Origin of the sequence: Streptomyces sp. CA-294286 (genome assembly GCF_050947155.1) — a bacterium.
Classification (GTDB): domain Bacteria; phylum Actinomycetota; class Actinomycetes; order Streptomycetales; family Streptomycetaceae; genus Streptomyces.
The window spans coordinates 826,927-851,963 of the sequence record NZ_CP192005.1; the positions used below are offsets into that span (position 1 = coordinate 826,927).

Genomic DNA, 25,037 nt, shown 5'->3' on the forward strand with positions numbered 1-25,037 from the left:
CCGTTACCGGCGTACGGCACGACGGCCGTCCGCTCCGGGGCCCCGGCTGCGCGGCCCCGCCGTTCTTCCAACATGTGAACCCTAAGCAGAGTCTTAGAGGCCTGCTTCCGTCAAGGCCTTGAGCGTAGAGGTACGAGAACGCGCCAAAGCGCCCGTCGGCCATGGCCGACGGGCGCTTCGTACCGCGGGAAAGCTTCCGCGGAATCGTTACTTGACGGAGCCGGCCGTCAGGCCGGACACCACGTGCCGCTCGATGAACGCGAACAGGATGACCACCGGCACGATCGCCACCACGGACGCGGCGAAGATGTAGTTCCACTGGACGGTGTAGGCGCCGACGAAGTTGTTGATGCCGACCGTCAACGGCTGGCTCTCCGGCTGGGTGGTCAGGGTCAGCCCCATCGCGAACTCGTTCCATGACGTGATGAACGTGAAGATCAGGGCGGTCACCACCCCCGGCAGCGCCAACGGCAGGGTGACCCGGATCATCGCGCCGAACCGGCTGGTGCCGTCCACCATCGCCGCCTCCTCCAGCTCGGCCGGGATCGATCCGATGTACGCGGTCAGGATCCACACCGCGAACGCGAGGTTGAAGGCCGCGTTCGTGATGATCAGCGTCCAGATCGAGTTGAGCATGCCCAGCTGGTAGAACTCGCGGTACAGGCCGACGAGCAGCGCGGTCGGCTGGAACATCTGCGTGACCAGGACCAGCAGCAGGAAGACCTTGCGGCCGCGGAACTTCATCCGGGCCGTGTAGTACGCGGCGGGCAGGGCCACCAGCAGGACCAGCAGCGTCGACCCGCCGGCCACCAGCAGCGACACCTGGAGGTTCTGCCCGAGCGTGGATTCCTTCCACACGTCGATGAAGTTCGACCACTCGAAGCTGCTCGGCAGGTAGGTGCGGTCGCGCAGCTCCTCCCGGGGCCGCAGCGCGGTGATGACCATTTCCAGGTACGGGGCGAGGAAGAGCGCGGCGAGGCCCCACGCCACCGCAGCGATCAGCAGGGTGCGCGGGCGGAAGGCGCGCTTGGGGGTCTTGGGCGAGGGCCCCGTCGTCCTCGGCCGGGCGGCCGTAGCGGTGGCCATCAGTCCTCCTCGTTCCAGCGGCTGACCTTCAGGAAGATCAGGACGAGCACCACGACCAGCACGAAGTTGACGACCGACATGGCCGCCGACTCGCCGATGTCGGTCTCCTTCAGCGTGTACATGAACACCATCGAGGTGGAGGTGTCGTTGCCCGGCCCGCCCTTGGTCATGGCGTAGATGATCGGGAAGGAGTTGAAGACGTTGATGAGGTTGATCACCAGGCCGATCAGGAACGCCGGGCGCAGCATCGGCAGCGTGATGTGCCGGTACGTCTGCCAGGTCCCCGCGCCGTCGATGCGCGACGCCTCGTACACCTCGCCCGGGATGGTCTGGAGTCCGGCCAGCAGGGTGTACGTGGTGAACGGCAGCGACACGAAGACGGCGACCGCCATCATCCACGGCCAGGCGGTTTCCGAACGCCCCAGCCAGTCCTCGGACTTGTCGATCAATCCGAGGTCCAGCATCAGCGTGTTGAGGACGCCCGCCGTCTGGTTGAGCATCCACTTGAAACCGATGGCGGTCATCAGCACGGAAGCGGCCCAGGGGGCGATGAGCGCCCAGCGGGTGACGGTGCGGCCGGGGAACTTCTGGTTGAACAACTGGGCGAGGGCCAGCGAGATCAGCATCGTGAAGACCACGACGACGACCGTCCAGATCACCGTCCACATCAGGACGGAGGCCAGGTCGGTCTCCCCGAAGAGCTTGGTGTACTTGTCCGTTCCGGCGCTGCCGCGCACCTTGCCGGAGCTGGAGACTCTGAGGAACGAGGTGCGGATCAGCTCGACGACCGGCCATACGACCACGAAGAGGATGAGCAGGATGACGGGCGCGATCCAGGGCAGCGGGCCGAGCCTGGCCAGACCGCTGCGGCGGCTCACCGGCCTGGGGGCGCGCCCGCCCCGTCCCCCGCCGGTCTCGGCGGGGGACGGAGGGGCCTTGAGTGACACGATTTCTCCTGGGCGGGTACGAGGCGAACGGTCCGGACCAGCGCGTTACTCGGCGGCGGCCGCGTCCTCGGCCTTCTTCTGGAGGTCGTCCAGGACGGCCTTCGGGTCCTCGTCCTTGCTCGCCGCCTTGCCGCCGGACTTCTTGATCTCGGCGGAGATGACGTCCCAGGCGGTGTCGTTGACCGGGTAGAACTTCGCGGTGGGCAGCGCCTCAAAGAAGGGCTTCAGGGAGGCGTGCTTGGGGTTGGCCTGCATCTCGGCGACGGCGTCCGTGGTGACGGGCATGAAGTTGTACATCTCGGCGAACGCCACCAGGTTCTTCTTGGTGTACGTGAAGTCGAGGAACTTCTTCACGGCGTCCTTGTCGGCCTTGCCGTCCTTGAAGGCCATCGTCCAGTCGGCCACGCCGAGGGTGCTCTCCAGCGGGCCCGTCTTGCCGGGGATCTTGGCGACGCCGTACTCGACCTTGCCGTCCTCGGCCATCTTGACGACGCTCGGGTGGCCGTTCATCATGCCGACCTTGCCGGCGGCGAAGTCGGCGAAGGCCGTCTTGCGGTCGGTGGAGGCGGGGTTGGGGTAGGTGAGGCCGGGCTTGACCAGGTTGTCCTGGAGCCACTTGAAGGTCTCGACGTTCGGGGCGCTGTTGAGCGTGTACTTGCCTGCGGCGTCGGTGTAGCCGCCGCCGTTGCCCATCTCCCACATCAGGGTCTCGCCCTGGGCCTCCTCGGGGCCGAGCGGGAGGGCGTAGGGGGTGTCCGCGGCCTTCTTCTCGGAGATCTTCTTGGCGGCGTCGGCGACCTCGGCCCAGGTGGTCGGCGCCTTGTCGACCCCGGCGGCCGAGAAGACCTTCTTGTTGTAGAAGAGCACCCGACTGGAGGACACCCACGGGATGCCGTACGCGGCGCCCTTGGCCTCGCCCGCCTTGGCGAACGCGGGGACGATGTTGGCCTTGGTGGCGGGCGACAGCACGTCGTCGACCTTGTGGAGCAGGTCGTCGGCGACCTTGTCCGCGTAGCCGCCGGTCTGGAGGACGTCGGGGTAGTTGTCCGTCTGGATCATGTTCTTGACGGACTTGTCGATGTCGTTCCAGTTGATGATCTGGAGGTCGACCTTGTAGCCGGAGTTGGCGGCCTCGAAGTCCTTGGCGACCTTCTCCCAGAAGATCTTCGAGGCGTTGGAGGCCTTGTCGCCGTAGTCGGCGGCGACGACCTTGATCGTCTTGCTCTTGCCTTCGCCGCCACCCTCGTCGCCGCCGCCGCAGGCGCTGAGTCCCAGTGCCATCACCAGCGTTGCCGCTCCGGTGGCTACTACGCGATTCCTCATACTGTCCAACCCTTCGACATCAGCGTCGACTTGCAGTTTCTTCCCGGGGTCGGCCCCGGACCCGTCGGCCGGGTGATGATCTCCCCGCAGCGCCGTGGCGCAGACACTACTCACGCTGCGCGACGGCGCAACAGGCCTAGACCACTTTCGTGTCCAAGCCGAAATGAGGCTTCAAAAAGGTTCCTTCGCAAGTCACTTGGACGACACCCGGACGCCGCGCGCGGATGCCGCCGCAAGCGGGTTCGGACGTGCTACTTGAGCGCGCCGGCGGTGAGTCCCGCCTGCACCTGGCGCTGGAAGACCGCGTACACGACGAGCACCGGCACCATGGCGATGGTCAGCCCGGCGAAGAGCGCGCCCCAGTCGCCGCGGTAGCCCTGCGCGACGGCGAGCGAGGCGAGGCCCTGGGGCAGTACGTAACTGGTCTCGTTCTCGTTGTTGAGCAGCAGCGGCAGCAGGTACTGGTTCCACTGCCCCAGGAAGTTGAAGATGCCGATGCTGACCAGGCCGGGCTTGGCCATCGGCAGCATGATCTGGAAGAACGTACGGGTGTGCGACGCACCGTCCACCATGGCGGCCTCCTGGACGCCGGTGGGCAGCGTACGGAAGAAGGAGGTCAGGAAGAAGGTGGTGAACGGCAGCGAGTAGGCGATGTACGCGACGATCAGCCCCGCCCGGGTGTCCAGCAGCCCGAAGTTCTCCATGACGGCGAACAGCGGGACGAGCGCGAGGATGACGGGGAACATCATGCCGCCGGCGAACAGCAGGAAGACGAACCTGTTGCCGGGGAAGGTGAAGCGGGCTATCACGTACGCGGCCATCGATCCGAGCAGCATCGTGCCGGTGAGCGAACCCGCGAGGATGATCAGCGAGTTGACGGCGTACTGCCCGATGTGCGCCTGGGTCCAGGCGTTGGCGAAGTTCTGCCAGTGCGGCGAGGAGGGCAGCCCCATGGGGTCGCCGAGGATGTCGCCGGAGGTGCGCAGGGCGGTGATCGCGACCCAGATCAGCGGCCCGGCCGCCATCACGGCCCACAGGACGAGGAAGGCGTGCGAGAAGACGTTGAGGGCGGCGCCGCCCTCCCTGACCCGGCCCGCGCCGCCCCGGCTCCCAGGAGCCCCGGTGCGTCCGCTCTTGCTGAGTGTGCTCATCGTGCGTCTCTCCCACGCTCTCAGTATTCGATCCGGTCGCGGTCCCCGACCCGCATGACGATCAGGGAGAACACCACGCTGAGCAGGAGAAGCACCACGCCGATGGCGGTGGCGTAACCGAACTGCCCCTCCCGGAAGCGTTCGTAGAGGAAGACCGGGGTCACCTTCATGGCGTGCGGGGGCATCATCACCAGCACGATCGCGAAGGAGTCCAGGGCCTGGATGCCCATGTAGATCCAGCCGGTGCGCACGGTGTCCCGGATCAGCGGGAGGGTGACCCGGAAGAACGTGGTTCCGCGGCCCGCTCCGTCGAGCAGCGCCGCCTCGTGGATGTCCTTGGGGATCGCGCCCATCGCGGCCGAGAAGAGCACCACGTAGAAGCCGACGAAGCTCCAGCAGATGACGGTGAGCGTGGCGATCAGGGCGAGACCGTACTCGCCGCCGAGCCAGGCGGGGCCTTCGATGCCGACGGAGTTCAGACCGCCGTTGATCAGACCGGCGTTGGTGTTGAAGACCCGCCCCCACACCACGGCGATGATGGCGACGGAGAGGACCTGCGGGAAGAAGTAGACGATCTTGTACAGCGAGGAGCCCGCGACGCCCGCGATGGCCCGGCCCCTTCGGTGCCTGCCGCCCGCGGTGATCATGTACGCGAAGAACATGCCGAGTACGAGGGTGACGACAGGGGCGAGGATCAGCAGGGTCAGGCTGGTGGTCGTGGAGTCCCAGAACCGCTCGTCGTTCCACATCTTGACGAAGTTGTCGAAGCCGATGAAGTTGGCCACCGGCCCGCCCGACCAGTCGGTGAACGCGTAGTAGATCGCCTGGAGGAACGGGGAGACGACGAACACCGCGTAGAAGGCCAGCGGGATCGCGAGGAATCCCGCGACGAACCGGTACTTGTCCAGCGTGCGGTACCTGCGGTCGTAGCGCACGCTCTCCGGGGTGAACCGGGGCGGCAGGACGACCGCCGCGAGGAACAACAGCCGATGGGCCGGCCTGGCCGCCCGTTTGTCCGTACTCACGTCAGTGCTCACGCCGCTCCGATTCCGCCCGTTCCCACACGTACGAGGACGCGCGCCCCGCGCTCGCGAGGGCGCGCGTCACGCGCCGCACTCGTCTTGTCTCAGACCTTTTTGATCTTGGTGATGTCGGGGTCCTTGGCCACCCGGTCCGCGGCCTTCTGCATGGTGTCGAGGGCCTGGGTGGTCGACATGTCGCCGGTCATGAAGCGGCCCATCACCGTGTTGTAGTCCTCGGTGAACAGCTCGCCGTACCACTCCTTGAAGAAGGGGATGACGATGTTGTCGCCGGCCGCCGTGATGGCCTTCTGCGCGCTGTCGGTGCCGGGCGGCAGCTGCATTCCGTCGATCGCGCCCTTGAGCGCGGGGATGCCGCCGGTCTCCTTGAAGAGGTTCACGGACGCCTCCTTGCTGTACATCATCCGCATCCACTCCAGCCCGCCCCGCACGTTCGTGGCCTGGGCGGGGACGATGAAGGGCTCACCGGGCGGCGAGTAGAGCGTGCCGAAGGGCAGCTTGTCCGCCGACGAGAGCGAGGGGGTGGCGCCGACCGTCATGCCGAAGCCCTTGGGCGTGGTGTCCTTGGCCTCGTTCTCGACCCAGGAACCGTTGGGGACGAAGACGCACTTGCCCTTGGTCCAGGCCGTCTGCATCTCGGTGTGCCCCTGCGGGCCGTCGAAGCCGGTCAGGACGTACTTCTTGGCGACGAGTTCCTCGAAGGCCTCGAAGACGGACTTCACTGCGTCGTGCTTCCAGGCGCTCGGCTCCAGGTAGTCCATCGCCTCCACGACCTCGCGGCCGCCGGCCTGGGCGAACATCGCGTACATGGAGAAGAGCATGTAGCGGGGGTGCCCGCCGGGGTAGCTCCAGCCGTGGATGCCCTTGTCCTTCGCCTTCTTGCAGACGGCGAGCATCTCGTCCCAGGTCTTCGGGTACTCGGCCTCCAGCGTCTCCTTCAGCATCCGCTGCGAGTACCAGTTGCCGTACACCGTCATGGCGATGTTGAGCTGGTAGCAGCCGTCGGTGCCGAAGGCGCCCATCGACTGCATCGCCGGGTAGAGGCTGTCGCGCACCTTGACCGCGGGGTCGTCCCAGGAGGGCGCGTCGAGCATCTCCGTGAAGTCGGCGACCTGCTTGTTGGTGACGAGCTTGCCGATGTTCATCTGGTCGGCGCCGGAGTTGTTGACGACGTCCGCCGAGGGCTTGCCGCGGACGATCTTCGGCTGGAGCTGGGTGGCGATCTTCTCCGTGGCCTTCTGGTCGACCTCGGCCTTGGGGTAGGCCTTGCCGTACATGTCGGTGACGAACTGGGCGTACCTGTCCTTGTAGCCGCCGTTGAAGATGTACACCGACAGCGCGGCGTCCTCCTTCACCCCGAGCGGGTTCTTGTCGGACTTGGTGCCCTTCTCGGCCTTCTTCTCACCGCCGCCACCGCTGGCGCAGGAGCTCAGGGCGCCGACCGCGGGCAGTGCGAACAGGCCCGCGGCGGCCGTCCTCTTCAGTACGTCACGACGGTTGACGTGGGTGGGTCCCATGCTCAAGTCCTCGCTCTCTTCAGGACTCAGGCGGTGTGCCGGTGTCACCTCGACCGAATGCGACTCGGAACAAGGACCCCGTCACCGCGATCGGATGACTCGAATCTTCGTTGCTCCGGCCGGATGCGCGGGAGACGCGAAGGGGCGTGTCGACATGCCCCGGCGCCCCCCGTCTCCCCTGGTCCGGAACCGGTTTCCCGGGCGGTGCGGACGCCGATAGGTATAGTCCACTTGCCGTCAACTCGGCAAGATCGAAGCCGGGTTGGCGGGCCTTCTTTCCCTAGTTGAGACCTCTGAGGGCGCAGCTCACCCATTTGCTCCACCGACGCCCCTCCCATCTCCTTGACAGCATCGGCCACTTGACTCCCTACTGGTGGTACGTACGCCTCTGACAACGTTGTCCAGGGAGAGGAACCACCCGGGATGCAGTCCACATCCAGACGTGGCGGGGGCGCTTCGGCGACCTTCGCGGGCCTGCTGGCCGCCGCCCTCGCGGTCGCCCTGCTGGCCCCGTCCGCCGCGGCCCAGCCGATCCTGCCACTCCAACCCGACCCCGCGGAGAGGGGGTTCAGCTCCTCCTTCGAAGCGGACGACCCCGCCCCCGCGTGGCGCAACACCGTGGAAGCGGACGCACAGGGGCGGCCGAAGACCTCCGGCGTCGACGGCGGCGACACGGAGGGCATTCCCGGCAACGTCACCGACCACGTCACCGCGCTGCGCGCCAGCGCCGAGAACCAGGCGGGCGGCGAGGTCAAGGAGAACCTGGTCGACATCACGCCGGGCAGCAAGTGGCTGACCTTCCTGCCGGTGGGCTGGGTCGAGTTCGACCTGGACGAGCCCGTCAAGGTCGTGTCGTACGCGCTGACTTCGGCCAACGACGCCGCCGAACGCGATCCGAAGGACTGGAATCTCCTGGGGTCCGCGGACGGCACGACGTGGAAGACCCTCGACACCCGCAAGGACGAGTCCTTCGCCTCCCGCTTCCAGACGAAGACGTACGGCTTCGCGAACGACACCGCGTACCGGCACTACCGCCTGGAGATCACCCGCAACGCCGGCGCACCGCTGCTCCAGCTCGCCGACGTCCAGTTCTCGAACGGCGACACCTCCACTCCGGTCCCCGAGCAGATGCGCAGCCAGATCGACCGCGGGCCCTCGGGCTCCCCCACCGCCAAGTCGGGCGCGGGCTTCACGGGGAAGCGGGCGCTGCGGTACGCGGGCACGCACAAGGCGGACGGCCGGGCGTACTCGTACAACAAGGTCTTCGACGTGCACACGCGCGTCGGCCGGGACACCGAACTGTCCTATCGGGTCTTCCCGTCGCTGCCGACGGACGAGAAGGGCGCGGACCTCAACTATCCGTCCACGTACGTGTCGGTGGACCTGGCCTTCACGGACGGCACCTATCTGAGCGACCTGCGCGCCCTCGACCAGCACGGCGCGGTGGTGTCGCCGCAGGGCCAGGGGGCGTCCAAGACGCTGTACGCGAACCAGTGGAACCACAAGGCCTCGCGGATCGGCGCGGTGGCGGCCGGCAAGACGGTGGACCGGATCCTGGTGGCGTACGACAACCCGAGGGGCCCGGCGAAGTTCCGCGGCTGGATCGACGACGTACGGATCGAGCGGAAGCCGCCGGAGAAGCGGCACGCGCGGCTGTCCGACTACGCGAGCACGACGCGGGGCACGAACTCAAGCGGCGCGTACTCGCGCGGCAACAACATCCCGGCGACCGCCGTGCCGCACGGCTTCAACTTCTGGACTCCGGTGACCAACGCGGGCTCCACCAGCTGGCTCTACGACTACGCGCGCGGGAACAACGCCGACAACCTGCCCACCCTCCAGGCGTTCAGCGCGAGCCACGAGCCGAGCCCGTGGATGGGCGACCGGCAGACCTTCCAGGTGATGCCGTCGGCCGCGGCCGGCACCCCGGACGCCTCCCGCACGGCCCGTGCACTGCCCTTCCGGCACGAGAGAGAGACCGCGAAGCCGCACTACTACGGGGTGACCTTCGAGAACGGTCTGCGCGCCGAGATGACGCCGACCGACCACGCGGCGATGATGCGCTTCACCTATCCGGGTGAGGACGCGAGCATCGTCTTCGACAACGTCTCCAACGACGGCGGGCTCACCCTCGATCCGGGTACCAGTTCCTTCACCGGCTTCTCCGACGTCAAGAGCGGCCTGTCCACCGGCGCCACCAGGCTCTTCGTGTACGGCGTCTTCGACGCGCCGGTGACCGCGAGCGGAAAGCTGAGCGGCGGCGGGGGCGACGACGTGACGGGCTACCTCCGCTTCGAGCCCTCCGCGCGGAAGCAGGTGACGCTCCGCCTCGCCACGTCGCTGATCAGCGTGGACCAGGCCAAGCGGAACCTGGCCGACGAGATCCCGGCCGGCTCCCGCTTCGAGCGCGTCCGGGACCGCGCGCAGGACGCCTGGGACGACCTCCTGGGCCGGGTGCGGGTCGAGGGAGCGAGCCACGACCAGCTGACCACCCTCTACTCCAGTCTCTACCGGCTGTACCTGTACCCGAACTCCGGCCACGAGAAGGTCGGTTCGAAGACCAGGTACGCCAGCCCCTTCTCCCCGCAGACCGGCCCGGACACCCCCACCCACACCGGCGCGAAGATCGTCGACGGGGAGGTCTACGTCAACAACGGGTTCTGGGACACCTACCGGACGACGTGGCCCGCGTACTCCTTCCTCACGCCGAAGAAGGCGGGGAAGCTGGTCGACGGGTTCGTGCAGCAGTACAAGGACGGCGGCTGGATCTCCCGCTGGTCCTCGCCCGGTTACGCGGACCTGATGACCGGCACCTCCTCGGACGTCGCGTTCGCCGACGCGTACGTCAAGGGCGTCGACTTCGACGCGTCGGCCGCCTACGAGGCCGCGCTCAAGAACGCCACCGTCGTGCCGCCCTTCTCCGGCGTCGGCCGCAAGGGCATGGACACCTCCCCGTTCCTGGGTTACGCCTCCACGAAGACCCATGAGGGCCTGTCCTGGTCGCTGGAGGGCTACCTGAACGACTACGGCCTGGCGAAGATGGGCGAGGCGCTCTTCAAGAGGACGAAGAAGGCCCGGTACCGGGAGGAGTCCGCGTACTTCCTCAACCGGGCCCGCAATTACGTGCAGTTGTTCGACGCGAAGGCGGGCTTCTTCCAGGGCCGGGACCTCAAGGGCGACTGGCGCGTCCCCTCGGAGAAGTACGACCCGCGCGTCTGGGGCCACGACTACACCGAGACCAACGGCTGGGGCTACGCGTTCACCGCACCGCAGGACAGCCGCGGCCTCGCCAACCTGTACGGAGGACGCCCCGGCCTCGGCAAGAAGCTGGACACCTATTTCGCCACCCCGGAGACCGCCTCGCCCGAGTTCACCGGTTCGTACGGCAGCGTCATCCACGAGATGACGGAGGCGCGGGACGTACGGATGGGCATGTACGGCCACTCCAACCAGGTCGCCCACCACGCCACGTACATGTACAACGCGGCCTCCCAGCCCTGGAAGACCCAGGCCAAGGTCCGCGAGGTGCTGGCCCGCCTGTACACCGGCAGCGAGATCGGCCAGGGCTACCACGGGGACGAGGACAACGGAGAGCAGTCCGCCTGGTACCTCTTCTCGGCGCTCGGCTTCTACCCGCTGGTGATGGGCAGCGGCGAGTACGCGGTGGGCTCCCCGCTGTTCACCAAGGCCACCGTCCGCATGGAGAACGGCCGGACGCTGACCGTCCGCGCCCCGAAGAACAGTGCCAAGAACATCTACGTCCAGGGCCTCAAGGTCAACGGCAAGCGGTGGGACTCCACCGCGCTCCCGCACGACCTGCTCGCCCGCGGCGGCACCCTCGACTTCGAGATGGGCGCAGCCCCGTCCGCCTGGGGCTCGGGCCCGGACGCCGCTCCGGTCTCCGTCACCCAGGACAACGAGGTGCCGAACCCGCGCCGGGACGCCCTCACCGGGCCCGGCCCGCTCTTCGACGACACCTCCGCCACTGCGGCCCGGCCGGCGACGCTCACGGACCTCCCGGTGGCCGCCCCGACCCGCGCCCTCCAGTACACGCTCACCTCGGCCGACCGCGCGACCGCCCCGGCGGGATGGGTGCTTGAGGGCTCCCGGGACGGCACGACGTGGGAGGTTCTGGACGAGCGCCTGAAGGAGACGTTCACCTGGGACCGGCAGACCCGCGTCTTCACGGTCCGCCAGCCCGGGACGTACCGCCACTACCGCCTGGTGACGACCGGCCCCGCGACGTTGTCGGAGGTGGAACTCCTGTCGTGAGCCGCGGGCTCCTGCCGGGAGCCCGGCGCAGTCGCACGCGGCGCCCATGACGACGGGCCGCACCCCGAGGGGTGCGGCCCGTCGACGTACTCCGGTCGCTGCTAGCTGCGGATCAGGCTGCGCAGCACGTACTGGAGGATGCCGCCGTTGCGGTAGTAGTCCGCCTCGCCGGGGGTGTCGATGCGCAGCTTCGCGTCGAACTCGACACTGTCACCATCAGCGTCTCCGCCGCGGGCGGCCTTGACCTTGAGGGTCTCCGGGATGCCGCCGTCGTTGAGACCGGTGACGCCCGTGATGGAGAAGGTCTCCTCGCCGGTCAGGCCCAGGGACTCGGCCGAGGCGCCCTCCGGGTACTGGAGCGGCAGGACGCCCATGCCGATGAGGTTCGAGCGGTGGATGCGCTCGTAGGACTCGGCGATGACGGCCTTGACGCCGAGGAGCGCGGTGCCCTTGGCGGCCCAGTCGCGGGACGAGCCCGAGCCGTACTCCTTGCCCGCCAGGATGACCAGCGGAGTGCCGGCGGCCTGGTAGTTCTGCGAGGCGTCGTAGATGTACGAGACCGGCGCGTCGGGCTGGGTGAAGTCGCGGGTGAAGCCGCCCTCGGTGCCCGGCGCGATTTGGTTGCGCAGGCGGATGTTGGCGAACGTGCCTCGGATCATGACCTCGTGGTTGCCTCGGCGCGAGCCGTACGAGTTGAACTCGCGGCGCTCGACGCCGTGCTCGGTGAGGTACTGGCCGGCCGGGGTGTCGGCCTTGATCGCACCGGCCGGGGAGATGTGGTCGGTGGTGACCGAGTCGCCCAGCTTGGCCAGGACGCGGGCGCCGGCGATGTCCTCGACCGGGGTCGTCTCCATCGTCATGCCCTCGAAGTACGGGGGCTTGCGCACGTAGGTGGACTCGTTGTCCCACTCGAAGGTGTTGCCGGTGGGGATCGAGAGGGCCTGCCACTGGGCGTCGCCCGCGAAGACGTCCTGGTAGGACTTGTTGAACATGTCCTCGCCGATGGAGTTGGCGACGACGTCGTTGACCTCGGCCTCGGTCGGCCAGATGTCGGCGAGGAAGACCGGCTTGCCGTTCTGGTCGGTGCCGAGGGCTTCCGTGGTGATGTCGACCTTCATCGAACCGGCGATCGCGTACGCGACGACCAGCGGCGGGGAGGCCAGGTAGTTCATCTTGACGTCGGGGTTGATGCGGCCCTCGAAGTTCCGGTTGCCGGAGAGGACCGACGTGACCGCGAGGTCGTTGTCGTTGACTGCCTTGGAGACCTCCTCGGGCAGCGGGCCCGAGTTGCCGATGCAGGTGGTGCAGCCGTAACCGACCAGGTTGAAGCCGACCTTGTCGAGGTAGGGGGTGAGCCCCGCCTTGTCGAAGTAGTCGGTGACGACCTTGGAGCCCGGGGCGAGGGTGGTCTTGACCCACGGCTTGCGGGTCAGGCCCTTCTCGACGGCCTTCTTCGCGACGAGCGCGGCGGCGACCATCACGTACGGGTTGGAGGTGTTGGTGCAGGAGGTGATGGCCGCGACCGTCACCGCGCCGTGGTCCAGCTCGTACGTGGAGCCGTCGGCGGCGGTCACGGTGACCGGGTTGGACGGTACGGAGGCACCGGTGGAGGAGGCGTGCTCGGGCGCGCCGGCGCCGTTGTCGTCGCTGCCGTAGGCCGGGGCGTCACTGGCCGGGAAGGACTCGTCGCTGGCCTCGTCGACCGGGGAGCCCTGCGCCTTGGTCGGCTGCGGGACGGGCGCGTCGACGTAGTTGAGGACGTCCACGGCGAACTGCTCGGCGGCGTTGGCGAGGACGATGCGGTCCTGCGGGCGCTTGGGTCCGGCGATGGAGGGGACGACCGTGGAGAGGTCGAGCTCCAGCTTCTCGGAGAAGTCCGGCTCGGCGGCCGGGTCCAGCCACAGGCCCTGCTCCTTGGCGTACGCCTCGACGAGCGCGACCTGCTGCTTGTCGCGGCCGGTCAGACGCAGGTACTTCAGCGTCTCGTCGTCGATCGGGAAGATCGCGGCGGTGGAGCCGAACTCCGGCGACATGTTGCCGATGGTGGCGCGGTTGGCGAGCGAGGTGGCGGCGACGCCCTCGCCGTAGAACTCGACGAACTTGCCGACGACGCCGTGCTTGCGCAGCATCTCGGTGATCGTGAGGACCAGGTCGGTGGCGGTGGTGCCGGCCGGGAGCTCGCCGGTCAGCTTGAAGCCGACGACGCGCGGAATGAGCATGGAGACCGGCTGGCCGAGCATCGCGGCCTCGGCCTCGATGCCGCCGACGCCCCAGCCCAGCACGCCCAGGCCGTTGACCATGGTGGTGTGCGAGTCGGTGCCGACGAGGGTGTCGGGGTACGCCTGGCCGTTACGGACCATGACCGTGCGGGCGAGGTGCTCGATGTTGACCTGGTGGACGATGCCGGTGCCCGGGGGGACGACCTTGAACTCGTCGAAGGCGGTCTGACCCCAGCGCAGGAACTGGTAGCGCTCCTTGTTGCGGCCGTACTCCAGCTCCACGTTCTGCTGGAAGGCGTTGGCGGTGCCGAACTTGTCGGCGATGACGGAGTGGTCGATGACCAGCTCGGCCGGGGCCAGCGGGTTGATCTTCGCCGGGTCGCCGCCCAGCTCCTTCACGGCCTCACGCATGGTGGCGAGGTCCACGACGCAGGGCACGCCGGTGAAGTCCTGCATGATCACGCGGGCCGGCGTGAACTGGATCTCCTGGCTGGGCTGGGCCTGGGAGTCCCAGTTGCCGATCGCCCGGATGTGGTCGGCGGTGATGTTCGCGCCGTCCTCCGTGCGGAGCAGGTTCTCCAGCAGCACCTTCAGGCTGTAAGGGAGGCGCGCGGAGCCCTCGACCTTGTCCAGCTTGAAGATCTCGTACGACTCGTCGCCCACTCGCAGCGTGCTGCGGGCGTCGAAGCTGTTCGCCGACACGACAGTCTCCTTCAGTCAAAAAAGTGCGCGTTCTACCGCAATACAGCAATCCTGCCGCCACGACTCCGGGCCGACCCGCTAAGGTAAGGCTTAGTTAGGTAACCCTTACCGAGAAGTGGCGACTGCGGCGCGCTGGGCAGATATCTCGATGTCGAGATAACTCTAGTACATGGCCGCTGTTCGGTCATGCCCGGCCACGGCCGGAAGAGAAAGGTGCGGGAAGGATCGCATTCCGAGGAGCGTGGGCGCCGGGCGGTGCCTAGCATCCGCCCATGGACATCTCCCTGCACACCAGCTCCCTTCCGCACGACGACCCGGACGCCTCGCTGGTCTTCTACCGCGACGTCCTCGGCTTCGAGGTGCGCAGCGACGTCGGCCGGGGAAAAATGCGCTGGATCACCGTCGGCCCGACGGGCCGGCCCGACACCTCGCTCCTGCTCGCCCCGCCGGGCGCCGACCCCGGGATCACCGAGGACGAGCGCCGCACGATCGCCGAGATGATGGCCAAGGGCACGTACGGCTGGATCCTGCTGGCGACCCGTGATCTCGACGGCACCTTCGAGAAGGTCAGCGCGAACGGCGCCGACATCGTGCAGGAGCCGACCGAGCAGCCGTACGGGATCCGCGACTGCGCCTTCCGCGACCCGGCGGGCAACCTGATCCGCATCCAGGAACTGCGCTGACGGCTGCCGGACCGGTGAGTCAGGAGGAAGCACCGGGCGCCCGTGCCGCAGCCGGCGTGGAGGGCGAGGGGTCCGTGCTCCTGCTGGGCGTCGCGGACCCGGCCGCGAGCAAGCGGTCGTCCTTCGGCCGGGACTCGGCGTGGCGAAGGGCTCCGGCGGGATGTGCCCGCCAAGCGCCGCCGGGGTGTCGAGCCCGGCGGGGCCGGTGCCGTACCGGCGCCGCGCACTGGCCGAGGACGTCGGCGTCCCGTGGCGCCGACGGACATGGCGCCGGCTCGTGCTGGGCGGCTCCGGCGGGGCGGGGACCGGCCCGGACGGTTCGTGCGGGAGGCAACCGGGTCGCCGTCGCGCGCGTCCTTGCACCTGGTGCCCGTCGGCACCACGGGCGAACGGGAGCAAGCATGACGGACACGCCACCGCGCGGACTCGCGGAGCGGCTGCGGGACATCCGGGCGAGGCTGGAGAACGACGTCGACCTGTGGGTGGCGACGGCGGGCGCCGCGGACGGCTCCCCCGGCGGCGTCCACCTCATTCCGCTCTCCTTCCTCTGGGACGGGGCCGCGTTCCTGCTCTCCACTCCCCGCGCGTCGGTCACCGGGCGCAACCTCCTGGCGGACGGGCGGGTGCGGCTGAGCCTGGGTCCCACCCGTGACGTCGTCCTCGTCGACGGCGTCGCGGAGCCGGTGGACCTCGCCGACCTCGACCCGAAGGCGGGCCGGGCGTTCGCCGCCAAGACCGGTTTCGATCCGCGCGAACTCGCCTCGACGTACCAGTACTTCCTGGTCGGGCCGCGGCGCGTACAGGCATGGCGGGAGGCGAACGAGCTGCGGGGGCGCGACCTCATGCGGGACGGCCGCTGGCTCGGCTGAACGGCGCACGCCGACGACCGCGCACGGCTGGGCGGACGGCGGTCCGGCGCGGGGCGGACGTCCGCGGAAGAATCGCGCGACAGCGGGCGGGGAGGCGGCAAGCCGATCGCACGGCCGACAACTAGCATGATCGAAGGGCCTGTTCAGGTCCGGGTGCCCCTCACCCACCCCCCGCCCCCGGCAGTTCCGTGAAGGAGTCCCCCGCATGCCACACCCCCAGTCGTCCTCCGGTCCGCGCGTCACCCTCACCGGTGTCCCGGTGTCCGACGGCGAGGCGGGACCGTACGGCATCGCCACCGGTCCGGACGGCGCGCTGTGGTTCACCAAGGTGCACGAGGGCAGCGTCGGCCGGGTCTCGCCCCGCGGCGGAGTGTCGTCGTACCCGCTCGCCTCCGCGGACAGCGGGCCCACGGTGATCGTCGCGGGACCCGGCGACGGGGCCCTGTGGTTCACCGAGTACAAGGGACACCGGATCGGCCGGATAGCGGCGGACGGCACGGTCGACTCGTTCGCGCTGCCGACCCCGCAGTGCGGGCCGTACGGGATCGCGGCGGGCGGGGACGGTGCGGTGTGGTTCACCGAGATGAACACCGACCGGATCGGCCGGATCACCACGGACGGCGAGGTGATCGAGTTCCTGCTGCCCCCCACCGTCGCCGGGGGGTATCCGTCCGCCATCGCCGCCGGTCCGGACGGGGAGCGGATGTGGTTCACGCTGAACCTGGCCAACGCGGTCGGTTCGATCCGTACCGACGGAAGCGACATCGAGATCCATCCGCTGCCCACCCCCGACGCGGGCCCGGTCGGCATCACGGCGGGACCCGACGGGGCCATGTGGTTCGTCGAGATCGGGGCGGGGCAGATCGGCCGGATCGACGCGGACGGCGGGATCCGCGAGTTCCCGCTGCCCGACCGCACCTCGCGCCCGCACGCCCTGGTGACCGGCGGCGACGGCGCACTGTGGTTCACCGAGTGGGGCGCCAACCGGGTCGGCCGCATCACCGCCGACGGGAGCCGGATCGACGAGTACGCCATCCCCTCCCCCGCCTCCGAGCCGCACGGCATCGCGCTGGGCGCCGACGGGGCGCTGTGGGTGGCGATGGAGACGGGGTCGCTGGCCCGGGTCGGGATCGCCTGACGCGCCTTCTCCACGCCTTCCCGCCCTCTCCGGTGAAACAGGCCAAAAGGTGGCCTGTTCACCGGAGAGGCTGTTGCGCACAGGACGACACCGCACGGGCGGTGGCGAAGAGAGGAGCTCGGCAGTGGTGCACACGGAGCAGTTCAGGGACTTCCCCCGCGTCGAGGGTTCGGTGCACTTCCCCGGTGACGAGGGATACGAGGCGGAACTCGCCGGTTTCCAGACGGCGTACGCGCACCGGCCCGACGTGGTCGTCGCCGCGAGGAGCGCGGAGGACGTACGGATCGCCGTGGCGTACGCGGCGGGGCGAAAGCTGCCCGTCGCGGTGCAGGCCACCGGGCACGGGCTGTCGGTCGCCGCCGACGGCGGGGTACTGGTCGCCACCCGGGCGCTGGACGGCGTGCGCGTCGACGCCGTGGCGGGCACGGCGTGGATCGGGGCGGGCGCGCGGTGGGAGCAGGTCGTGAAGGAGGCGGCCGGGCACGGACTGGCGCCGCTGAGCGGGTCGTTCCCCGGGGTGGGCGCGGTGTCGTACCTGCTGGGCGGCGGAATCGGGCTGCTGGCGCGGGAGTTCGGGTACGCGTCGGACCACGTCCGTACAGTCGAAGTGGTCACCGCCGACGGACAGGCGCGGACGGTCGACGCGTCGAGCGACCCGGAACTCTTCTGGGCGCTGCGCGGCGCCGGGCACAACTTCGGGGTCGTGACCGCGGTGGAGGTGGGACTCGTGCCGGTGCGGCGCGTCTACGGCGGCGGGCTGCTCTTCGACGGGGAGCACGCGCACGAACTGATGCGGGTGTACGGGCAGTGGACGGCCACCGTGCCCGAGACGCTGACCTCGTCGATCGGGTTCGTCCCCTACCCCGACCTGCCGATGCTCCCCGACGACCTGCGCGGACGGTACGTGGCACACGTCCGCGTCGTGTTCAACGGGCCCGCCGAGGAGGGGGAGCGCCTCGTCGCCCCGCTGCGTGCGGTCGCGCCCCGGCTGGTCGACGACCTCCGCGACATGCCGTACACGGAGAGCGGCCACATCTACCGCGAGCCGCCCTTCCCGCACGCGTACGCCGGGACGGGAGTGCTGCTCCACGGACTGCCGGACGCAAGCACGCTCGACGGGGTGCTCGGGGCGACGGGACCGTCGGCCGGGATCATGTGCGTGCTCGGGGTGCGGCACCTCGGCGGGGCGCTGGCGCGGACGCCGGAGGGCGGCGGGGGCGCGGTGGGACACCGGGACGCGCAGTACCTCGTACAACTGCTCACGCCGGTCGACGGGGCGGCGGACCTCGGCCTCTCCCGCTCCGTGCAGCGGGAGGTGAGGGCGGCGCTCGCGCCGTGGACCCTGGGCAGCGCGCTGCTCTTCGAGTTCGGGGACGGGGAGCGGGCTTCGCAGGAGCAGACCCGGGGCGGATTCTCCGCCTCCGATTACCTGCGGTTGCGTCGGCTCAAGCGGCACCTGGACCCCGACAACCTCTTCCGTTACAACCGCAACATCGCCCCCGCGGAGCACTGAACGCGACTGACGGGTCGCCAGGCCCGTCACCCCGTTGGCCCAGTCGAGTGAGTTGTCATCTCATATCTGAGATAGCCTGCCCCCATGGCAGACGACTACCTCGTACGCATCGGCAAGCTCATCCGTGACGCGCGTCAGCACCGTGGCTGGACCCAGACGCAGCTCGCGGACGCACTCGGCACCAGCCAGAGCGCGGTGAACCGGATCGAGCGCGGCAACCAGAACATCAGCCTTGAGATGATCGCCCGAATCGGTGAAGCCCTCGACAGCGAGATCGTGTCGCTCGGGTACTCGGGTCCGATGCATCTGCGCGTGGTGGGGGGTCGTCGCCTGTCCGGCGCGATCGACGTCAAGACCAGCAAGAACGCGTGCGTGGCGCTGCTGTGCGCGACCCTCCTCAACAAGGGCCGCACGGTGCTGCGCAAGGTGGCGCGCATCGAGGAGGTGTACCGCCTTCTGGAGGTACTCAGCTCGATCGGCGTCCGCACGCGCTGGGTCAACGACGGCAAGGACCTGGAGATCGTCCCGCCGGCCGAACTGGACATGGCGGCGATGGACGCGGACGCGGCCCGCCGCACCCGCTCCATCATCATGTTCCTCGGCCCGCTGCTGCACCGCATGGACCGGTTCAAACTGCCGTACGCCGGCGGCTGCGACCTCGGCACGCGCACGATCGAGCCGCACATGATCGCGCTGCGCCGCTTCGGCCTGGACATCACCGCGACCGAGGGCATCTACCACGCGGAGGTCGAGAGGTCGACCGGCCCCGACCGGCCGATCGTCCTGACCGAGCGCGGCGACACGGTGACCGAGAACGCCCTGCTGGCCGCCGCCCGGCACGACGGCACGACCGTCATCCGCAACGCGTCCTCCAACTACATGGTCCAGGACCTGTGCTTCTTCCTGGAGGCGCTCGGCGTCAAGGTCGAGGGCGTCGGCACGACGACGCTGACCGTGCACGGCGTGCCGGAGATCGACGTGGACGTGGACTACTCCCCCTCCGAGGACCCGGTCGAGGCGATGAGCCTGCTGGCCGCGGCCGTCGTCACCGAGTCCGAGCTGACCATCCGCCGGGTGCCGATCGAATTCCTGGAGATCGAACTCGCGGTACTGGAGGAGATGGGGCTCGACCACGACCGCTCGGCCGAGTACCAGGCCGACAACGGGCGTACGCGCCTGGTGGACCTGACGGTGCGTCCGTCGAAGCTCGAAGCGCCCATCGACAAGATCCACCCGATGCCGTTCCCCGGGCTCAACATCGACAACGTGCCCTTCTTCGCGGCCATCGCGGCGACCGCACAGGGCCAGACCCTCATCCACGACTGGGTCTACGACAACCGCGCGATCTACCTGACCGACCTCAACCGCCTCGGCGGCCGCCTCCAGCTCCTGGACCCGCACCGGGTGCTGGTCGAGGGCCCGACCCGCTGGCGCGCCGCCGAGATGATGTGCCCCCCGGCCCTGCGCCCGGCCGTGGTCGTCCTCCTCGCCATGATGGCCGCCGACGGCACGTCGGTCCTGCGCAACGTGTACGTGATCAACCGGGGTTACGAGGACCTGGCGGAGCGACTGAACTCGGTGGGCGCGCAGATCGAGATCTTCCGGGACATCTGAGGTACGGCTGCCGCCGCTTCCCGTCCGACCTGCCGCTCGGCACGGCGGATCGGGGTGCGGCGGCACCTCTGCGACTTCCCCCGGGACTTCGAGCCCGCGCGGGGTCCGGCCACGCTCTGCGGGGCCCCTCGGCGAGACCGCAGGTCCGTCCGGACCGGCCCCGCGCCCGCCGCAGCGGCCCCGGGCCTGCTCGGTCCCTCCGCCGCCCACGTCCTGCGCCCCCTCGCCACGTCTTGGCGCAGAACACCCTTTCCCGCGTTCCCGGCGGTGCGCGGCGCTTGGTGGGCCTCCTCCTCGGGGAGGAGGCCCACCGGGCCGCTGGTCCCGGGTGGCGGCGCGACCGGGACCCAGGTCCTCGTGCCCGTGGGCGATGTGCCGCGTCGGGTCGGATTCCTAACGTCGAGGCAAGCCACGACGTACGGAGCCCCATGTCCCCCCTGCACCCCGCCGCGCGCCGCGCCTCCGCCACCGGGCTGGCCCTCGCCGCCTGCCTGAGCACATCCCCCTCCCTGGCCGCCCACGCCGCGACGGCGGCGGGCCCCGGTTCCGGGGCTTCGGCAGGCCGTGCCTCCCACAGCGCCACCGGAAACGGCCCCGGGTCGCTGCTCGACCGCTACTACCGGCAACGCCCCGACTGGGGCAGCTGCGCCCGCGGCCCACAGGACGCGGCGGGCCGCGCCATGGACGGCACCGGCTTGCGATGCGCCACCCTGACGGTGCCGTTGGACTACGCCGACCCCCGGGGGCGCACGATCACCCTGGCGATCTCCCGGCTCGAAGCAACCGACACCCGCCACCGCATCGGCACGATGCTCCTCAACATCGGCGGCCCGGGCGGCCCCGCTCTCCAGGCCCCGCCGGTCATTCGCAAGGCGATGAAGGACGTCGGCCCGCGCTACGACATCGTCGGCTTCGACCCGCGCTTCGTCGGGCGCAGCACCCCCCTCGACTGCGGCTGGCCCGTCGGGACGGCGTGGTTCTCGGCCGGCGCGGGCCGGGCCGGCTTCGACCGCCAGGTCGCCCTGCAGAAGAACCTGGCGGCCAAGTGCCGCTCCGCGGGCACCTCCGTACTCCCCCGCACCGCTGGGTCCCCGCCGGTCTCGGTGCTCCCGCACGTCACCACTCGCAACACGGCGCGCGACATGGACGTGATCCGCGGTGCGCTCGGCGAGCGGAAGATCTCCTACCTGGGCTACTCGTACGGCACCTACCTGGGCACGGTCTACACGCAGATGTTCCCCGGCCGCTACGACCGGATGGTGCTCGACGGCGCGTTCGCCCCGGCCGACTACGGACCGCGGATGCTCACGGGCTCCGAGCGCGAGAACGAGAAGGCGCTCGCCGACTGGGCGGGCTGGGTGGCGGGCCGCCACGACACCTACCGCCTGGGACGTACCCGTGCGGCGGTGCTCGCCACCGTCGACCGTGTCGTCGCGGCGTCCGCGCGCGAGCCGCTGCGGGTCGGCACCGGTGCCGACGCCTTCCGGCTCGACGACACCCAGGTGCCCGCCCTCCTCTTCTCGGCCACGGCGGACGACACCGACCCGGCGCGGGCCGCCTTCAGCGAGCAGATGTCCGTACTGGCCAGGGCCGCCGAGGGAGCGGCGCCGGTCGCGCTGTCACCGGGGTTCGCCGCGGCTCTGCGTTACGTGCTGCACGGAGGGGGTGAGCCCTCGGGCGTACAGCACGCGGTCCTCTGCGGGGACGTGGCCGCCCCACGCTCCCCCCGCACGTACTGGCGGGACGTCGAACGCAGTCGTGCGGCGCACCCGTTGTTCGGGCCGCTCACCCACAACATCGGCCCGTGTGCCTTCTGGGACCGGCCGCGCGAAGAGCCGACCCGGGTGCGGCGCGACGCCGGGGCGCTGATCGTGGCCGCCACCGGCGACCCGCGCACCACGTACCGGAGCAGCGTCGCCCTGCACGCCCAGCTGCCGGGCTCCGCACTCCTCACGCTGAAGGGCGCCAATCGGCACGGTCTCTACGGGCGTTACGGCAGCACGTGCGTGGACGACGAGGTCAACCGGTACCTGGCCACCGGCGTCCTGCCGCGCAAGGACCCGACCTGCGTCACGGCGCTCCGGACCGACTCGTAGTGTTTCGTTCCGCCGCAGGGCCGTCGCGCGCTCGCGTCTTCGGGGCCGGGCGCCGCCGGACTCCTCCTGGCGGTGCTAGTCGTGCGGCGCTCCGGGCGGGTCGGCCGTCAGGGCACGGTGCATGCGGTCCAGGCGGGATCGCAGGCGCCGGTTCTCCGTGACCAGGAAGACGGCGAGGCCGCACCAGATCAGAAGGCCGAGCACGGAGTACGGGGGTTCCACCACCCTCAGGGACGCCACGCCGATACCGGCCAGGAGGACGAAGAAGACCGGAACCACCCATCTCCGGTCCCGCATGCGACGGCGGCGCCCGGCGACCAGGACACGCATGGCCTCCCGGTCCTGTGGGCGGTCGGGCACCTCACCGCGTTTCAGCCGCTTGTCGAGCCGCGCGAGTTCGGATGAGGACACCCCGCTTGCCCTGGCCTCGCGATGGCTCCGGTAGAGGCTCACACCCGCCGACGTCAGGCCGGCCAGGACACCCGCCAGGGACCCCCGCGTCCAGGGCGACGTCGAGGCGACCGCCCCGTACACCAGCAGCACGACGGCCCAGGCCGCCACCAGGTACAGCCACGGGCGGTCGTTCAGCCACGCGGTGGCGCGCCGCAACACGCTCGGGGTGCGGGAGGATGCGTCCGGCATCTACCTTCGCCCCGCGCGCCCGGGTTCGTCGGCGGACGGAGCCGCGCCCAGCGCTTCCTCCATGGCGCTCAGCCGGGTCCGGGTACGCCACGCCATCCAGAGGAACCAGGCGATGAAGACGACGACGCCCGCACCCGCCCAGGCGTACCGGGTGCCCAGCGGTCCCGCCAGCATGAGCACCGCGATGCCGCCCGTCATCAGACACCACAGGGGCAGCAGCCACTTCAGGTGCCGCGAGGTGTGCCGGCGCTTCGCCACGAGTCGTCGCATTTCCTCGCGTCCGGCCTCGTCCTTCGGCACCTCGCCTCGTTGGAGCTGCCGGTCCCGGGAGAGCATCCGGTCCTCCCCGGTTCCCATCGCCCTGCTGTCCTTCCGTCGGCGGTAGGTCAGGATGCCCATCGCGATCGCCGTCATGCCGGCCGCCCGTATGGCGGCGCTCAGAAGCGACCGATCGGGGCTGAGCAGGACCAGCACCCCGGTGGCGGACAGCCAGCTCAGCAGGGCGTACACCCACAGGTGACGGTCGAGCCGTTCCAGGGCCTGACGCATCGGGCACTCCTCACGTTCCGCAGACGGGTAGAAGTGGCACGTGTACCCGGTAACGACGTTGCCATGAAACGGAGTTGCTCGCTCGACACGGTGGCCGGTCGCCGGGCGGGGCGGCCGCGGGCATGGACACCGAGGAAGCCCGGGGGCGACGGACACGGGCGCAGACCTCCGCGACGGCCCGCCCGCACCACGCTCACGACCGGCCGACGTGACGCGTCCGCAGAACCCGGCACATCCCCCCGAAGCGGTCGTCGAGCTTGCGTTCGAAGGTGGTTCACATGGTGGGATGAGCTGATGCGACCCCCCACGCGCAGGGAACCGAACGCCGAATCCCCCCACATACGGAACCATGTGAACAATCCGACGAAACCATACAATCCATACGAAGAGTTGGCCCTTCTGGCCCCGCCCGAGCCGGACTACGCGGCCTACGAGCCGGACGAGAGGCTTCTCGGTCTCGGCCTGAAGTCGGACCGCGACGACGAGGACGAGGAGTGGAAACCCCCCAACCACCGCGGCAGGAGCCGCTTCGGGGCGATACCCGGCGCCCTCAAAGCGGCCGTCACCTGTGTGGTGATCATGGCTTTCCTCCTGCTCGCGGACCGGTTCGCCGTGATGTACGCGCAGGACAAGGCCGAGGACCAGTTGAAGAAGTCGATGAAGCTGGCGACGGCTCCCGAGGTCGACATCCACGGCTTCCCCTTTCTCACCCAGGTCTTCGCCAAGCGACTTGAGCGGGTCGACGTGGCCGTGCCCGACGTCGATGCCGACCGGGTGTCGATCGCGGAGGTACGGGCCACCGCGCGCGACGTCAGCATCGTCGGCGATCTGCCCTCGTCCCTCCAGGGGGCCGTCATCGGCAGCGTCGAGGGTGACGTACTGCTCTCCTTCGACGACCTGAACCGCGAACTCGGCGCGTCTCAGGCGAAGTTCCGGAGGGACGGTGACGACCGGATCAACATCAGCGGCGAACTGCCGATCCTCGGCGCGAAGGTGCTGATCAGCGCCGAGGCGCACGTCGGACGGGACGGCGACCGGGCGGTGACGACCACCGTCGACCGGATGCGGGTCGACCTGCCCGGCATCGTGACGTACCGGCCGGGCAAGGACCGGGCCACCTCCGGCCTGCGGCTGCACCCGCAGGCAGCGGAGGCACTGGCCCGGCAGGGCGAGCGGATCAAGGCGATGCTGGCCGTTCCGGCGGTGGTGGAGCGTCTGGGCGTCCCGCAGGAATGGGTGGGGAAGGCGCTGAGGAGTGACGCGGAGCTGCACAGGCTGACCGGGTCGCCGCAGTTCGTGAAGCAGCTGATGGGCCTCAACCTGGTGGACGTGGTGAGCGAACACCCGTGGCTGCTGGAGAAGGTCGGCATCGATCCGAAGTTGATCGCCTCGCTGTTGGCGATGCGGCCGCCCGAGCTTTCGGAGAGGCTGTCGATGTCCTTCCGGCTGCCGGCGGCTCCGGCCGAGCTGCGGCTCCGGGAGATCAAGGTCGAGCCGGAGGGCATCCGCGCGGACCTGGGCGGCTCGGGATTGACCTTCGGCGACGTGGCGGCCGGGGCTTAGGCGCCGGTGCGCCCTGCGGCGACGGAGTAGGAAGTGCGTGGCCGGAGGCGATGCGTCGCTCCCCGTCCCCGCCCCTCGCCGCGCGCCCGTCGCCCCCTTCCTGCGCGGCGTGC

17 protein-coding genes are annotated in these 25,037 nt (G+C 69.7%); 8 read left to right on the plus strand and 9 right to left on the minus strand.

The window, feature by feature from the left end; all coding sequences use genetic code 11:
* Positions 1 to 207: 207 nt before the first annotated feature.
* The 6 genes from ACQPZG_RS08450 to ngcE form a co-directional block, all read right to left on the minus strand.
* Positions 208 to 1,086, minus strand: coding sequence for a carbohydrate ABC transporter permease (locus ACQPZG_RS08450; RefSeq protein ID WP_433545217.1), 879 nt, complete (start codon positions 1,084 to 1,086; stop codon positions 208 to 210).
* Entirely contained in the window at positions 1,086 to 2,033 is a 948-nt protein-coding gene (locus ACQPZG_RS08455; protein ID WP_433545218.1) for a carbohydrate ABC transporter permease, read from the minus strand. The genes ACQPZG_RS08450 and ACQPZG_RS08455 overlap by 1 nt, the downstream gene beginning before the upstream one ends.
* Positions 2,034 to 2,078: 45 nt before the next feature.
* Entirely contained in the window at positions 2,079 to 3,356 is a 1,278-nt protein-coding gene (locus ACQPZG_RS08460; RefSeq protein WP_433545219.1) for an extracellular solute-binding protein, read from the minus strand.
* A 251-nt stretch (positions 3,357 to 3,607) separates the two neighbouring features.
* Positions 3,608 to 4,507 (minus strand): carbohydrate ABC transporter permease, encoded by a 900-nt coding sequence (locus ACQPZG_RS08465; RefSeq protein ID WP_433545220.1) that lies wholly within the window; start codon positions 4,505 to 4,507, stop codon positions 3,608 to 3,610.
* A gap of 20 nt (positions 4,508 to 4,527) precedes the next feature.
* Entirely contained in the window at positions 4,528 to 5,442 is a 915-nt protein-coding gene (locus tag ACQPZG_RS08470; protein WP_433549312.1) for a carbohydrate ABC transporter permease, read from the minus strand.
* Between the two features lie 191 nt (positions 5,443 to 5,633).
* Positions 5,634 to 7,064, minus strand: a complete 1,431-nt coding sequence (gene ngcE, locus ACQPZG_RS08475; RefSeq protein ID WP_433545221.1) for an N-acetylglucosamine/diacetylchitobiose ABC transporter substrate-binding protein — start codon at positions 7,062 to 7,064, stop codon at positions 5,634 to 5,636.
* Positions 7,065 to 7,487: 423 nt separating this feature from the next.
* On the opposite strand from ngcE, the gene ACQPZG_RS08480 reads away from it, so the two are divergent.
* Complete coding sequence (locus tag ACQPZG_RS08480; RefSeq protein WP_433545222.1) at positions 7,488 to 11,336, plus strand: GH92 family glycosyl hydrolase; 3,849 nt, start codon at positions 7,488 to 7,490, stop codon at positions 11,334 to 11,336.
* Between the two features lie 101 nt (positions 11,337 to 11,437).
* Here ACQPZG_RS08480 and ACQPZG_RS08485 read toward each other — a convergent pair whose 3' ends face one another.
* Positions 11,438 to 14,257, minus strand: coding sequence for an aconitate hydratase (locus ACQPZG_RS08485; protein WP_433545223.1), 2,820 nt, complete (start codon positions 14,255 to 14,257; stop codon positions 11,438 to 11,440).
* Between the two features lie 272 nt (positions 14,258 to 14,529).
* Between ACQPZG_RS08485 and ACQPZG_RS08490 the strand changes: the two genes are divergently transcribed.
* The 6 genes from ACQPZG_RS08490 (at position 14,530) to ACQPZG_RS08515 (ending at position 22,170) form a co-directional block, all read left to right on the plus strand.
* The gene (locus tag ACQPZG_RS08490; RefSeq protein WP_433545224.1) at positions 14,530 to 14,940 is read left to right on the plus strand and encodes a VOC family protein; all 411 of its coding nucleotides are present in this window, start codon (positions 14,530 to 14,532) and stop codon (positions 14,938 to 14,940) included.
* Positions 14,941 to 15,341: 401 nt separating this feature from the next.
* A complete protein-coding gene (locus ACQPZG_RS08495) occupies positions 15,342 to 15,809 on the plus strand; it encodes a pyridoxamine 5'-phosphate oxidase family protein (protein WP_433545225.1) in 468 nt (155 codons plus the stop codon).
* Between the two features lie 205 nt (positions 15,810 to 16,014).
* Complete coding sequence (locus ACQPZG_RS08500) at positions 16,015 to 16,947, plus strand: Vgb family protein (protein ID WP_433545226.1); 933 nt, start codon at positions 16,015 to 16,017, stop codon at positions 16,945 to 16,947.
* Between the two features lie 124 nt (positions 16,948 to 17,071).
* Positions 17,072 to 18,460, plus strand: coding sequence for an FAD-binding oxidoreductase (locus ACQPZG_RS08505; protein ID WP_433545227.1), 1,389 nt, complete (start codon positions 17,072 to 17,074; stop codon positions 18,458 to 18,460).
* A gap of 84 nt (positions 18,461 to 18,544) precedes the next feature.
* A complete protein-coding gene (locus ACQPZG_RS08510) occupies positions 18,545 to 20,074 on the plus strand; it encodes a helix-turn-helix domain-containing protein (RefSeq protein WP_433545228.1) in 1,530 nt (509 codons plus the stop codon).
* A gap of 428 nt (positions 20,075 to 20,502) precedes the next feature.
* Entirely contained in the window at positions 20,503 to 22,170 is a 1,668-nt protein-coding gene (locus ACQPZG_RS08515) for an alpha/beta hydrolase (protein WP_433545229.1), read from the plus strand.
* Positions 22,171 to 22,245: 75 nt separating this feature from the next.
* On the opposite strand, the gene ACQPZG_RS08520 is transcribed toward ACQPZG_RS08515, so the two are convergent.
* Together ACQPZG_RS08520 and ACQPZG_RS08525 are read right to left on the minus strand one after the other, a co-directional pair.
* Complete coding sequence (locus tag ACQPZG_RS08520) at positions 22,246 to 22,812, minus strand: hypothetical protein (RefSeq protein ID WP_433545230.1); 567 nt, start codon at positions 22,810 to 22,812, stop codon at positions 22,246 to 22,248.
* Entirely contained in the window at positions 22,813 to 23,361 is a 549-nt protein-coding gene (locus ACQPZG_RS08525) for a hypothetical protein (RefSeq protein ID WP_433545231.1), read from the minus strand.
* Between the two features lie 390 nt (positions 23,362 to 23,751).
* Between ACQPZG_RS08525 and ACQPZG_RS08530 the strand changes: the two genes are divergently transcribed.
* Positions 23,752 to 24,924 carry an LmeA family phospholipid-binding protein gene (locus ACQPZG_RS08530; protein WP_433545232.1) on the plus strand — a complete coding sequence of 391 codons (1,173 nt, stop codon included), beginning with the start codon at positions 23,752 to 23,754 and terminating at the stop codon, positions 24,922 to 24,924.
* Positions 24,925 to 25,037 lie beyond the last annotated feature (113 nt).